The 14,300-nt window shown below is 42.7% G+C and carries 12 protein-coding genes and 1 pseudogene; 12 read left to right on the top strand and 1 reads right to left on the bottom strand.

Translation table 11 applies throughout. The features are described from left to right. Window positions 1-71 precede the first annotated feature (71 nt). Window positions 72-1,016 (bottom strand): TlpA disulfide reductase family protein, encoded by a 945-nt coding sequence (locus QZT26_RS00610; protein WP_099325057.1) that lies wholly within the window; start codon window positions 1,014-1,016, stop codon window positions 72-74. Window positions 1,017-1,831: 815 nt separating this feature from the next. Here QZT26_RS00610 and QZT26_RS00605 point away from each other — a divergent pair. From QZT26_RS00605 to QZT26_RS00550, 12 genes and pseudogenes are all read left to right on the top strand, one after another. Continuing rightward, window positions 1,832-3,337 (top strand): pitrilysin family protein, encoded by a 1,506-nt coding sequence (locus QZT26_RS00605; protein ID WP_295100003.1) that lies wholly within the window; start codon window positions 1,832-1,834, stop codon window positions 3,335-3,337. After that, window positions 3,334-4,821, top strand: a complete 1,488-nt coding sequence (locus QZT26_RS00600; RefSeq protein ID WP_099325060.1) for a pitrilysin family protein — start codon at window positions 3,334-3,336, stop codon at window positions 4,819-4,821. The genes QZT26_RS00605 and QZT26_RS00600 overlap by 4 nt, the downstream gene beginning before the upstream one ends. A 39-nt stretch (window positions 4,822-4,860) precedes the next feature. After that, a complete protein-coding gene (locus QZT26_RS00595) occupies window positions 4,861-5,349 on the top strand; it encodes an adenosine-specific kinase (RefSeq protein WP_164994393.1) in 489 nt (162 codons plus the stop codon). Continuing rightward, entirely contained in the window at window positions 5,346-6,212 is an 867-nt protein-coding gene (locus QZT26_RS00590; protein WP_099325062.1) for a DMT family transporter, read from the top strand. The genes QZT26_RS00595 and QZT26_RS00590 overlap by 4 nt, the downstream gene beginning before the upstream one ends. A gap of 206 nt (window positions 6,213-6,418) precedes the next feature. Beyond that, on the top strand, window positions 6,419-7,873 hold the full coding sequence (locus QZT26_RS00585) for an N-6 DNA methylase (RefSeq protein ID WP_099325063.1): 1,455 nt from the start codon (window positions 6,419-6,421) through the stop codon (window positions 7,871-7,873). Continuing rightward, complete coding sequence (locus QZT26_RS00580; protein ID WP_295100001.1) at window positions 7,870-8,910, top strand: RelA/SpoT domain-containing protein; 1,041 nt, start codon at window positions 7,870-7,872, stop codon at window positions 8,908-8,910. Before QZT26_RS00585 ends, QZT26_RS00580 begins: the two co-directional genes overlap by 4 nt. After that, complete coding sequence (locus tag QZT26_RS00575; protein ID WP_295100000.1) at window positions 8,900-10,060, top strand: restriction endonuclease subunit S; 1,161 nt, start codon at window positions 8,900-8,902, stop codon at window positions 10,058-10,060. The genes QZT26_RS00580 and QZT26_RS00575 overlap by 11 nt, the downstream gene beginning before the upstream one ends. A 16-nt stretch (window positions 10,061-10,076) precedes the next feature. Further along, the gene (locus QZT26_RS00570) at window positions 10,077-10,256 is read left to right on the top strand and encodes a hypothetical protein (RefSeq protein ID WP_295099998.1); all 180 of its coding nucleotides are present in this window, start codon (window positions 10,077-10,079) and stop codon (window positions 10,254-10,256) included. 107 nt (window positions 10,257-10,363) lie between these two features. Next, window positions 10,364-11,245 (top strand): Fic family protein, encoded by an 882-nt coding sequence (locus tag QZT26_RS00565; RefSeq protein WP_099325067.1) that lies wholly within the window; start codon window positions 10,364-10,366, stop codon window positions 11,243-11,245. Next, entirely contained in the window at window positions 11,242-12,678 is a 1,437-nt protein-coding gene (locus QZT26_RS00560; RefSeq protein WP_295099995.1) for an RNA-binding domain-containing protein, read from the top strand. Before QZT26_RS00565 ends, QZT26_RS00560 begins: the two co-directional genes overlap by 4 nt. After that, window positions 12,675-12,938, top strand: a complete 264-nt coding sequence (locus QZT26_RS00555; protein WP_197705388.1) for a hypothetical protein — start codon at window positions 12,675-12,677, stop codon at window positions 12,936-12,938. Before QZT26_RS00560 ends, QZT26_RS00555 begins: the two co-directional genes overlap by 4 nt. 50 nt (window positions 12,939-12,988) lie before the next feature. After that, window positions 12,989-14,248, top strand: a pseudogene (locus QZT26_RS00550) (DEAD/DEAH box helicase family protein); the annotation flags it as partial. Between the last annotated feature and the right edge of the window lie 52 nt (window positions 14,249-14,300).

Genomic DNA, 14,300 nt, shown 5'->3' with positions numbered 1-14,300 from the left:
TACCGCTCTTTTATAAAAGCGGTATGCACCCCGGTATGCTTCCTTCCGCAGAGTAAAAGCTCTTATCGCCCCTACCTGAATGAAGGTATATCCTCAGATTCGGTTTCGGAAAGGATTGCTGCAACAGTCATTGTTATTCCACGAATTTCATTTCCAATATAGCGTACCTTGCTTTTCCTGTCTAATACATATATCAAGGGTAAATTCTGCACATTATAAAGTTGGGCCAGTTCACCTTTAAATTGTTCTCCGTCAAATATCTGCGGCCAATCAAACCGTTCTTGTTGCATAAAACTTATAAGGTTTTCAAGATCATTATCCAGACTTATTCCTATGAATTTCACCCCCTGACTTCCCAAATTGGTGTACATTCTCATGATCTTCGGAAATTCCTGGATGCATGGTTCTGCCCATGTCGCCCAGAAAAACAAGAGAACAACCTCGCCCTTGTAGTCCGCCAGGTTAACAGTCTTTCCATTTACATCCTTTACGCTGAACATTGGGGCTTCCACACCCATTTGTGTAGTGTTGCTCAAGTCTCCTCTAAAACTGGCGGCAGCCTGTGGTTCTATTTCTTTTAATGCCGCAATAGTTTTTTTTGCATTTACAACGTCACCCTTACCCAGAAGGGCCTGTATTTTAAAATAAAGCGTTCGCGCCTTAAAATTTTTGTCGACCCCTTCCTGACTCAATACAGTATCAAAGCATTTTACCGCCTCATCAAATTTTCTCGTCATGTTGTACACATTACCGATAAAAAAGGTTGCTTCCAGACCCTCCCAGGTTCCCTCGTATTTTTTTTCCAGTTTTTTTAAATCCTTAAGGAAATCTTTGTAGAAATTTTCAGCATCTTTTAATTTCATTTCCGTTAACCCGCTCAGGTTTTTTCTTAGCAATTCAAGTTGTTTTGCAGCTTCCTGATTATGTGCAAGCTCCTTTGCAAAAGATACCTGGCTTACAAAAGAAAAAAACAGTGCCGAAATTATTGTTACAACAAAAAGACAATTTTTCTTCATGGTATAAACTCCTAAAGTCCCTATGGATAATGTGATGTTAAAAAAATAACGCCTGTAATATAGCGGCAATTCAAGAATTGCAGTTGCTATAGTACTACACGGTGAAAGCTTATTTTTTGCGGGTTTTTTTCGCGGCCTTCATGTTCTTCGCGGTTGAACTATTTTGGGTTTGCAGCTTTGCCTTCTATGTCAGCAAGGATACAAAACATGGCAACAGTCTGAGGGCAAAGCATTTGCTATAAATTGTCATGAATGCGTTCATACCCAAACGTGCAAATGCTTCGCCCTTACTTTTTAAAAAAACTAAAATGTTACAATAAATCTATTTTTCAGAAAGCCGCCTAAAGCCTGATTTATATTGAAAAGAAATAAGGGAAGGAGGGGGGAAATATTTTACACGTTCGTATTAACATGCTATGAATTTGAAAAGTTCCCGCAATCCTTACGTTAAAAAAGAATACAAGACAGCGGGCTATGCTAACACAGAATACATCCTTTATTCAAGACTCATTTTCGGTAAAATTATTAACACTATATGACAAACGCGGCTATCGTTGGAATTTTTTAAAAAACGAACTTGTTACGTTTTTTACAATGCTTATAGAAAAGGTGTGTTTTAAAATTTACGTTGCAAAAAAGCCGTCTTTCCTTTTAGAATGAAACTGGTGGTTTTCTTATTAATTTGATATTTACAGACAGTGTTCATGTTTTCGATAAAAAGATTTTTGTCACGGATGCCATGTTTTTTATAATCCGATATTTTTAAAACCATTATCTATATTTTTATCAGATGAATAACCGGGAGTACGTATAAAATGATACAAACGAAACGTCTCATATCTTTTGCAATCGTGAATTTTTTAGTCATCTTTCTTATTTCACTGAAGGCGCATGCCGAACCGCTCAAATTAGACGTAAAGGAACACGTTCTCGGGAACGGCCTGAAGCTGCTCATGCTGGAGAAACACGAGGTGCCTATTGTCTGCCTTCGGATTAATTTCCGGGTAGGTTCTGTGGATGAAAGGCCTGGTATTACCGGCGTTTCTCATCTCTTCGAGCACATGATGTTTAAGGGAACAAAAATATTTGGAACGAAAGATTATGCTGTCGAAAAACCGTTGCTTGAAAAAGAAGACGCGCTGGTAGCAGAAATTGCATGGGAAACCGGAAAAGAACTCCATGACAAGAAAAAAATTGCCGCATTAGAAAAAGAATTGCAAACGACAAGGGGAAGACTGCGGGATTTGGCGGTAAAGGATGAAATATTTTCCCTCTACCTGCGACATGGTGCGGTCGGATTAAATGCTGCAACATCTTCTGACGGCACGTTCTATATCTGCAACATTCCCGCAAATAAACTGGAGTTGTGGGCTTTTATCGAATCAGACCGAATGAAAAACCGCGTATTAAGGGAATTCTATTCCGAACGTGACGTTGTAATGGAAGAGCGGCGGACAAGAACGGAAACAAGCCCGTTTGGCGCATTAATAGAACAACTTAATGCGGTAACATTTATTGCGCATCCCTATCGTTTGCCCACAATAGGATGGAGTTCAGATATTCAAAATCTAACAAAGGCGGAAACCGCCGGGTATTTTGAACAATATTATACCCCGAATAATGCCGTGATTGTGATGGTAGGGAATTTTAAGCAGGATGATGCAATAAAACTGATTGAAAAATATTTTGGCGATATTCCCCGCCAGCCTGACCCGCCAAAAGTTAAGACCGCTGAGCCTGAGCAAAAGGGAGAGCGGCGGATAGAGGTGGAGTTTGATTCGAACCCTTATATGGCTATTTCATATCACATTTCGGGAATAGACCACCCCGACATCTATGCATTGGATGTATTGAGTTCCCTTCTTTCTGACGGAAGAACATCGCGTTTGTATAAATCTATGATCGAGGGAAAACGCATTGCAGTAATGGCGAATGCAGGCATTGGCGTCGGAAGATTTCCGGAAACCTTTACCTTTTATGCCGCCCCCAGAGCCCCCCATACCGTTGAAGAGGTAGAGGCGGCGTTTTATGAGGAAGTAGAATTGCTCAAAACCAAGCCTCCATCTGAATGGGAGTTGCAAAAGATTAAAAATCAATTGGAGGCAAGCTTCATACGAAGGCTGGAAAGTGCCTCCGGTCTTGCCAGTGAGATAGGGTATTATGAGATTATTTCCGACTGGAGGTATATTAACACCTTTCTGGAAAAAGTAAGCGAAGTCACTTCCGAGGATGTCACAAGGGTTGCAAAGAAATATCTGATAAAGAAAAACCGTACCGTTGCTATGTTGGTTAAGAAAGAAAATGGGGAGAGTGCAAAGTGAGCATAAAAAGATATCAGCATCTTATTATATGTGTAGTCTGTTTCGTATGTGTTTTTTCTATAAACAATTTCCGGACACTACGTGCGGAGCACCAAAAAGAGGTACCCCCCTCCTCCGGCAAGCCTAAATCCGAAGGAGCAAGGATATTATCAAAATTTAAATTTGCACCTCTCGGCTTTAACCCTCCAAAGGCAGAGAGGCTGGTGTTGGATAACGGCGTAATCCTTTACTTGCTGGAAAATCATGATTTACCGATTATAAATGTAACGGCGCGAATCAGAACAGGGGCTATTTATGAACCAGCGGAAAAGGCCGGGCTGGCAAGTTTGACGGGAGATGTTATGCGGAGCGGTGGCACGGTATCCATGCCGCCTGACAAAATGAATGAGGAACTGGAATTCATAGCAGCCTCAGTGGAGACTTTTATAGGCAGAGAGTCAGGCGGTGCAAGCCTCTCCGTGCTTAAAAAAGACATGGACAAAGGGCTTAGGATTTTTGCCGACGTGCTGAGAAATCCCGCATTTCCCGAAGACAAAATAAGGATGGAAAAGGATGAAACCATTGAATCCATCCGAAGGGAAAACGACCGGCCACAGCAAATCGCAGGGAGAGAATTTCGCAAGATACTCTATGAAAGCAGTCATCCGTACAGCAGAAGAGTGGACGGCACTCTGGAATCCATAGAAAAAATTACGAGAAACGACATGATTGCATTTCATAAAAAATTTTTCCGTCCGAACAATATAATAATTGGCATTTCCGGCGATTTTGACCGAAAAGCGATGATTAGTAAATTGAATGAGGTTTTTAAGGGATGGGAAAAGGGGAAAAACATTATCCCTGATATACCAAAGGTCAAATACGAACTAAACAAATCGGTAAACTACGTATATAAAGACATCAATCAGGCAAACGTCATCATGGGGCACCTGGGGATACACAGGAGGAGCCCTGACTATTTCCCCATTGAGATTATGAATTTTATTCTTGGCGGCGGAGGGTTTAATGCCCGAATAACAAGCAGGATACGTTCCGATGAAGGGCTTGCTTATTCAGCATTTAGCAGTTTTCAAACATCTCAGGACCTTGGCATGTTTTATGTAATGTGCCAGACCAAACTGGAATCCACCAATCGCGCTATTTCAATTGCGCTGGAGGAAATCGAAAGAATGCGCACCACACCGGTAGACAATGAAGAATTAACGCATGCCAAAGAGACTTTCTTAAATCAGTTTGTTTTCCGTTTTACTACAAGCGCGAGCATTGTTGCGCAAATGGTAGATATTGAATACGAAGGCCTGCCGCTGGACTATCTGGAAACGTATGAGAATAATATCCAGGCAGTGTCTGTTGAAGACATAAAAAGGGTGGCACAAAAATATTTACACCCGGACAAAATCTGCATCCTTGTTGTTGGAAATAAGGATAAATTTGACAAACCGCTTGACACTTTCGGCAAGGTCAACGAGGTCTTGTTGGAGTAAGCTCCGGAAATACCCGCAAAAAACGAGGCTGAATAAACCATGGTTGAAACAATGGCGATAACAATGGAGCTGCCGGAAAGGGCAAATATAATAATCGGCCAGGCCCATTTCATAAAAACGGCAGAGGATATTTACGAAACCCTTATAAATGCAGCGCCGGGAATAAAATTTGGCATTGCGTTTTGCGAAGCTTCCGGCCCCAGGCTTATAAGAATCGAGGGGAACGATGAATATCTGCAGGAGACGTCCGCAAGAAATGCGAAAAACATTGCCGCAGGCCATACATTTGTAATCCTAATGAAAGAGGCATATCCCATAAATGTATTAAATGCCCTGAAATTATGTCCAGAGGTGTGTACTGTTTTTTGTGCTACCGCCAATCCCCTTCAGGTTATTGTGGCCAAAACAGTGCAGGGGAACGGCATAATCGGCGTAGTTGACGGATATAGTCCGGCGGGGACCGAAACTGAAAAAGATATTAGGGACAGAAGACAACTATTGCGTAAAATAGGATATAAGCTCCCTTGAACTGGCTTTTCATTTCTCTCTTTTGTGCATTTTGCGTGGCAACCGCTGATGCACTGAGCAAAAAGGTTCTAAAAGAAAAAAACGAGTATATTGTTTTATGGGTGCGCATTGGATTTGCCTCTCCGTTTTTGCTGTGTTTCCTGCCTTTCATAGAAATACCAACACTGGACCACATCTTTTTTCTTATTCTCATCTTCCTTGTCCCGTTGGAGACAACCGCACTCATATTGTATATGAAGGCGATAAAAATTTCACCGTTGTCAATGACATTGCCTTTCCTTGCATTAAGTCCGGGGTTTTTAATAGTAACCTCAAATATCATCCTTGGCGAAAGGCTGCATAAGCACGGCATTATCGGTGTACTGCTTGTCACATTGGGTGCGTATTTGCTTAATGTAAAAATGAGCCGGCAGGGAATATTGCAGCCGTTTAAGGCAATTTTGAGGGAACGCGGCTCTGTTTACATGATCATTGTCGCCTTTATCTACAGCATTACCTCCAATTTGGGGAAATTGGCGATCCAGCATTCCAGCCCGTTGTTTTTTTCAGCAACCTATTTTCCATTCCTGTCGTTAGTTCTTTTTCCTCTTCTTCTGTGGAAAAATAATGGCAAAATAAGACAGCCGTTGAGTTCTCATCTCGCTATCTTTATTTTAATAGGATTGTTGATCGTGTTTTCAACGGTCAGCCACTTCTACGCGGTGACATTAACAGAAGTCCCCTATTTCATCTCGGTGAAAAGGACGAGTCTGCTTTTCGGCATTCTCTATGGGGCAATTTTGTTTAAAGAAAAAAATATTGCCGAACGACTTGTCGGGGGGATGGTAATGTTTGCAGGAGTTATTGTTATTCTCTTGTTTTAGGGCAGCCCTGAGCTGTTCCGGAATTCGGGGGACACCATACGTAGTTATTGACTCAATGTTGAAAAACAGCTAAGATTCCCCGTGGTCAGGATTGCTCGTGTGGCAGTCCCAGTCTCATGCTATGACGTCAGAATTCTGCTATACCATAATTATGCAGTTTAATGCCGGACGGCAAGTGAAAATATTTTTACCCGGGAGAAACCGCCTTGTTTGAACAAACCTTCAAGAATATAGACGACATCCTCCACAAAGACGCCGGTTGCAGCAGCGAACTGGACTATGTGGAGCAGACCTCGTGGATTCTTTTCCTGAAATATCTGGATGATTTTGAGAAGGATAAGAAAACCGCGGCAGAGCTTGCCGGTAAATACTATGAAGGTATTATTGACAAACAATACAAATGGGAAGTCTGGGCAGTGCCCAAAGGCAAAGACGGCAAGATCGATCATCATAAGGCGCTTACCGGCGATGACCTGAAAGACTTTGTTGACCACAAGCTGTTCCCTTACCTGAAAAAATTCAAAACGTCAGCCGAAAGCGCCGACACCATCGAATACAAGGTCGGCGAGATTTTCAGCGAGCTGAAAAACAAGATTCAGAGCGGCTATAACCTGCGCGAAGTCATTAATCGTATCGATGAACTCCGCTTTCGCTCCCACGCTGAGAAGCATGAGATGTCGCACCTGTACGAAAACAAAATCAAGAATATGGGCAACGCCGGCAGAAACGGCGGCGAATACTACACGCCCCGTCCGCTCATAAAAACCATCGTGAAGGTGGTTGCACCCACCATCGGCAACAAGGTGTATGACGGCGCGGTCGCTTCGGCGGGCTTCCTGGCGGAGGCTTTTGAATATCTGAAAACCAGCAAGAACCTAACCACCAAAGATGCGGAGACACTTCAGAAAAGAACCTTCTACGGAAAGGAAAAGAAGTCGCTCGCCTACATCATCGGCACGATGAACATGATTCTGCACGGCATCGAAGCGCCCAACATCGTGCATACCAACACGCTGACGGAAAACATGGCCGATATCCAGGAAAAAGACCGTTACGACGTCATCCTTGCCAATCCCCCGTTTGGCGGTAAGGAACGCACCGAGGTGCAGCAGAACTTCCCTATCAAAACCGGCGAAACGGCTTTTCTGTTCCTTCAGCATTTCATCAAAATCCTGAAAGCGGGCGGAAAAGCGGGTGTGGTGATTAAGAATACCTTTCTTTCCAACACTGATAATGCGTCCGTATCTTTGCGCAAACTGTTATTGGAAAGTTGTAATCTGCATACGGTGCTGGATCTGCCCGGCGGCACCTTTACCGGTGCGGGCGTCAAAACAGTGGTGCTGTTTTTTGAAAAAGGCGTACCAACTCAAAACGTCTGGTTTTATCAGCTCAATCTGGACAGAAAACTCGGCAAGACCAACCCGTTGAACGAAAACGATCTGGCGGAGTTTGTAGAATTACAAAAGACCAAGGCCAATTCGGAAAACTCATGGTCGGTGAATGTGGCCGATGTAGATAAAACCACATTCGGCCTGTCGGTGAAGAATCCGCATAAAAAAGATGAACCCGCGCTACGTGAACCGGGAATAATTTTGGACGAGATGAAGGCGCTGGATGAAGAGAGTGAAATGATTTTCAAAAATATTTTAAGGATTTTATGAGAGCTATTCTAAAATATTCAAAAAGGCAGATTGATAAAGCTGGTGGTGTTTTGTCAGGCGTGCCTGATCAAAAGATGAACAAGGATCAAGCTATAGAAATTCTAGAAAACTTTCGATCATTACATATCCACCCTCTTATTGTATTTAGAGTGTCTTTGCAAAGAAAGTCTGAAATTATTTCTGGTGATGTACTAATTTCACAACGATTAAAAAGAGCACCATCAATTGTCAATAAATTAAAAATCCAGAAAAAGATGTCTTTATCGCAGATGCAGGATGTGGGTGGTTTGCGTATCGTACTGAATAATCTTGGCGAAGTATATAAGCTTAAAGATCTAATACGTGCTGGCGAGACACAAATCGCCTTCAAATCTATTCTTTTAAAAGAAATAGATTATATTAATAACCCTAAAGAAAGTGGATACAGAAGCATTCATTTGATTTATAAATATAATAAAAATGCTCCTAATGCGAGTCAGTGTCGAATTGAAATACAGATTAGAACAAAAATACATCACGCATGGGCGACGGCAGTTGAAGTTATAGGCACGTACCTCAGGCAACCATTAAAACAAAGTTTTGGGGATAAAGAACTATTAGATTTATTTAAAGAAATAAGTAAAGTATTTATTTTATTGGAAAACAAAAAAATGGATATTTCTTTATTCAAAAATACAGTAAATAGAATAGATGAATTAAAATTGCGCGACAAATTACAAGGATTTTCAATGGTAACAAGGATTTCAGATCAGAACGATGAAAATAAAAAAGGTAAATATTTTCTTATATCCTTGAATTTTAAGAATAAGACATTGACTGTAAAAAGATTCACTGCCTCAAAGTTAGAGCAAGCAAATAGTGAATATTCTGAATTAGAAAAAAAATACTTGAATGATAATAATACGGAAGTTGTACTTGTATCAGTAGATGATATTAATAATCTAGGAAAATTGTATCCTAATTATTTCTTGGACACACAAGAATTTGTAAAGTTCCTAGACATAGTGAACAAGGAAATTGAAAAATATGAAAACTAACTGGCAAATAAAAAAACTCGGCGAGGTTTGTGAAATCAAACCACCAAAAAAAGAAGCAAGAGACCGATTGAATGATGATGACATTGTCTCGTTTGTGCCTATGGAAGATTTGGGAATATTGACAAAGAATTTTATTGCAACAAAGGAAAGACCGCTGAAAGAAGTATCTGGAAGCTATACGTATTTTTCCGATAATGATGTGCTTCTCGCAAAAATTACGCCTTGTTTCGAAAATGGCAAAATTGGAATTGCTCGCAATTTAAAGAATGGTATTGGTTTCGGCTCAAGTGAATATATTATTTTTCGATCACGTGGCGAAGTAATACCTGATTACTTGTACTACTATTTAGCTCGTGACCAGTTCAGGCAAGACGGCAAAAAAGCGATGACTGGCGCAGTTGGCCATAAACGAGTGCCGAAAGACTTTATTGAAAACCAAAAAATACCTTATCCCAATTCCCTCCCCGAACAACAGCGTATCGTTGCCATTCTGGAGGAGGCTTTTGCCGCCATCGCCACAGCAAAAGAAAAAACCGAAAAGAATCTGCAAAACGCCCGCGAGCTTTTTGCGTCGTATCTGCAGAGTGTCTTTGCCAATCCGGGGGACGGGTGGGAAGAGAAGACATTGGGGGGATGCTTTAAATTAAAAAGTGGCGATAATATAACAAGCAAAATGATGATTGAGAATGGAAAGTATCCTGTTTATGGTGGTAATGGAATCGCGGGGATGTATAATAAATTTAATCTATCAGGGAGCAATGTAATTGTAGGTAGAGTCGGAGCTTTATGCGGAAATGTAAGGCATATAGAAGAGGCTATTTGGCTCACTGATAATGGATTCAAAATAACAGATTGTAAATATGATTTTGATAATGCGTTTCTTGCATATTTATTGAACTTAAAGAATCTACGAAATTATGCAAGGCAAGCAGCACAACCAGTCATTTCAAATTCATCATTAGAAGAGGTGTTACTACAATTTCCAAAATCATTAAAAGACCAAAAATCCATCGTCACCAAACTCGATGCGCTTTCCGCCGAAACCAAAAAGCTCGAGGCCATTTACCGGCAAAAGCTCGCAGACCTGGACGAATTGAAAAAATCGGTATTGCAAAAGGCGTTCACAGGACAATTGACAATGGAAAATTGAGAATGGGTGATTGAAAATGAGCAATGTGGTCAAAGAGAAGTCGTTTTACGTTCGCGGTGCGGGTAGTGGACCGGCTCCTGAACGTTGTCAGCGCCTGAATATCAGCGAAGCGGCGTCGGCCATCAACGACAACAAGAAACTCTTGAAACTGTTAACCCGCATCATCAACTCAACTAAACAAGGAATGGACACATGACCGCTGTCAATTATCAATTGTCCACTGAATACCGTGAAATTGGCTGTTTTTCCCTTAGATTTTCACGATTATATTGACAAAAGAGTGAAAGATTTTATACTGTAGCTATGGCAAAAATCTTACATGTTTTTAATTCAATCAATCGCTTGAGAGAGCGGTATTATGTTGCGGCGGTCGGTAAACAATCGCTTTTGGATTTATTGAGCGAAGCGGAGGTTGCCGAGCAGGTGTATAACTCTAACGCCATCGAGAACAGCACCCTCACCCTTGAAGAAACTGAAAAAATCCTTTTGCAGATACATTTAGACAGATACATCACGGAAAGAGAAATCTTTGAAGCAAAAAATCTCGCACGGGTAGTTTCTTACATCAATATCAAGGCCAAAGAACAAGAGCTTACCCTTGAGGTTATGCTATCGCTTCACAAGATGCTTATAGCGAATATCAGGGATGATATCGCCGGCAGATTTCGCAAGGACGGTGAGTGGGTTAGGGTTGCAAACCACATAGCGCCAGACCCAAAAGAAGTGGCAGGAAGATTGGAAAAAATGCTTGCCGGATATAACGCCGCCAGCCATGAAAATATTATAAAACGTATTGCGCGGCTGCATCTTACCTTTGAACACACCCACCCGTTTGTTGATGGCAATGGCCGTATCGGAAGGGTAATAAATAACTATTTGCTTATACGGGAAGGCTTTGTGCCGATGAATATTAAATTCATTGACAGGAAGATGTATTACGAGGCGTTTAAGGAGTTTGACGAAAAAGGCACTGCCAAAATCATGGAGGAAATAGTCGGCAAAGCGCTTACGAATAGTTATCACAAGAGACTTGCGTATCTGGAAGGAGCGCACATTATGACGCTTGCTGAATATGCAAAAAAGCATAAAGTATCGCACTCTAATTTGATAAATAAAGCACATCGCCAAACTATAGAAGCCTTTTTTGAAAAAGGCGTTTGGAAGATTGGAGATTACAAACCATGAACGAAGCGGAACACCCCTATTCAAAGATAAAAGCCATTATCAAGCAGGGCAAAGGGTTGACCGTTGAGTTCAAGGAGTGTAATACCGCCCTCAACAAAGATATTTACGAGACGGTGTGCGCCTTCCTGAACCGCTTCGGCGGCGAGCTTCTGCTTGGCGTTAGAGATGACGGCGTGATAACCGGTATAGTCCCTGAGTGCCTCCACCAGATCAAAAATGATTTTACGACAGCCGTCAATAATCCACAGAAAATCAGCCCGTCGTTTTATCTCTCAATGGATGAGGCCGTAATCGACGGGAAAACCATTCTCTCCATTTACATCCCCGAAAGCTCCCAGGTTCACCGCTGTAACGGAAAAATATACGACCGGAATGAAGACGGTGATTTCAATATCACGGACAACCACAACCTTGTATCCGCACTTTACCTGCGAAAGCAGATCGGCTACTCAGAAAACACTATTTACCCATATACTGAACTTACCGATCTGCGGCCTGATGTTATAGCAAGAGTTCGAAAAATGGCTTTGCTCCAGTCGGAAAACCACCCATGGGGCGCTATGAGTGACCTTGACCTTTTGAGAAGCGTTCAGTTGTATAGGAAGGATTTTCAAACCGGGAAAGACGGTTTTACGCTTGCCGCAATACTGCTCTTTGGAAAAGACGAGACCATTCTATCGGTAGTGCCGCATTTCAGAATCGATGCCATTCTGAGACGGGACAACATCGACCGTTATGACGACCGTGACGATATCCGCACGAATCTCATCGAAAGTTATGACCGCCTGCTACGATTTGGAGAGAAACATCTGAACGATCCGTTTTATCTGGAAAATGGCCAGAGGATAAGCCTGCGCGGCCATATTTTACGGGAAGTAATCAGCAATATCCTTATCCACCGCGAGTATGCCAATGCGTTTCCAGCGAAGTTCGTCATTGATAGAGAAAAACTTTTCACGGAGAACAGCAATAAACCTCACGGGTATGGCATGATTGATCCGTCACATTTTACGCCCTATCCAAAAAATCCTTCTATTGCGCGATTATTCAGGGAAATTGGACGGGCGGATGAGCTTGGGTCTGGTGTTAGGAATCTGTTTAAGTATTGCAAGGCCTATTGCGGCCACGATCCGCAACTCATAGAACAGGATATTTTCAAATTCATCCTGCCGCTTACCGGGGAAGCTACCCCTCAAGCTACCCCCCAAGCTACAGGGGAAGACGAACGGACAAAAAAAATAATGAATTACTGTCTTAACCCAAGAACAAGAGAGGAAATACAGGAGTTTACCGGTTACAAAGACAGAAAACATTTTCGTTTAGAAATCTTACAGCCGCTTCTTGATAAGGGCTTGCTGCACCCGACTATACCCGATAAACTGACAAGCCCGAAACAGAAGTATTACTCTGCAAAGAAACGAGAGAACCTATGAACGAAGCGGAAACCAGAGCGGAACTGATTGACCCTAAGCTCAAAGAAAGCGGCCGGGGCGTGGTGGACGGGTCAAAAATATTGCGTGAATACAATATCACTGCCGGCAAAATCCAGACCGGCGGCGGGCGTGCCAAGCCGTTGATTGCCGATTATGTGCTGGTGTATCAGGGGCGCAAACTGGCCGTTGTCGAAGCCAAGAGCGATGAGTTTGTCGTGGGCAAAGGGTGGCGCAGGCCAAGAACTACGCCGAAAAGTTAAAATTGGATACTACCTTTGCCAGCAACGGTAAAGAGATTTATCAAATCTGCATGAAAACCGGCGGAGAAGGTTTGGTTGCTGGTTTTCCCGCACCGGATGAACTCTGGAATAAAACCTTCGCCACGCAAAATCGGTGGCGGGACAAGTTTAATCAGGTGCCGTTTGAGGATGTGGGCGGCACGAAGAGTGTGCGCTACTACCAGGAAATCGCGGTCAACAATACCATGGCCGCTATTGCCGAAGATAAACAGCGTATTTTGCTCACCATGGCGACAGGTACCGGAAAAACCTTTATTGTCTTTCAGATTGCGTGGAAGCTGTTTCAGACTCGCTGGAACTTAAAGCGCGACGGTTCGCGCAGGCCGCGGATTTTGTTTTTGGCTGATAGAAATATTTTGGCGGATCAGGCGTTTAACGCATTTTCCGTTTTCCCTGAAGATGCGTTGGTGCGGATTAACCCTAAAGAAATCAGCAAAAAAGGCGGTGTGCCCACCAACGGCAGCATTTTCTTTACCATCTTCCAGACCTTCATGAGCGGGGGTTCGACAGGCTCAGGGCAGGCTCCTTCGGCAGGCTCACCACATCGACCTGTCGAAGGGTGTTTTGGCGAATATCCTCCAAACTATTTTGATTTCATTATCATCGACGAGTGCCATCGCGGCGGGGCGAACAACGAAGGCAACTGGCGCGGCATCATGGAATACTTTTCTCCTGCGGTTCAGCTTGGTTTAACCGCAACGCCCAAACGCGAAGATAATGCGGATACCTACAAATATTTCGGAGAGCCGGTGTATATCTATTCGCTCAAAGAGGGCATCAACGACGGCTTTCTGACGCTGTTCAAGGTAAAGCGGATCAAGACCACGCTGGACGATTATATTTATACCTCGGATGATCAGATTATTGAAGGTGAAATAGAAGAAGGCAAAATTTACACAGAACCAGACTTTAATAAGATTATCGAGATTAAAGAGCACGAAGCCAGGTGGGTGCAAATATTTCTCTCGGAAATCAATCAGAACGAAAAGGCTATTGTTTTCTGCGCTACCCAGGACCATGCGCTGGCAGTGCGCGATTTGGTCAATCAATTCAAAAAGAGCAAGGAACCAAATTACTGCGCCCGTGTTACCGCCAATGATGGCGCGATGGGTAAACAGTATTTGCGCGAGTTTCAGGATAATGAAAAGACTATCCCGACTATTCTGACTACCTCGCAAAAGCTATCTACCGGTGTGGATGCCTGTAATATCCGCAATATTATCCTCATGCGTCCGGTCGATTCTATGATCGAGTTTAAGCAGATTGTGGGGCGCGGCACACGGCTATTTGATGGGAAAGAGTTTTTCACAATCTATGATTTTG

It is taken from the genome of uncultured Candidatus Kuenenia sp. (genome assembly GCF_900696675.1).
Taxonomy (GTDB): domain Bacteria; phylum Planctomycetota; class Brocadiia; order Brocadiales; family Brocadiaceae; genus Kuenenia; species Kuenenia stuttgartiensis_A.
This window is presented reverse-complemented; position numbering and strand designations above follow the sequence as displayed.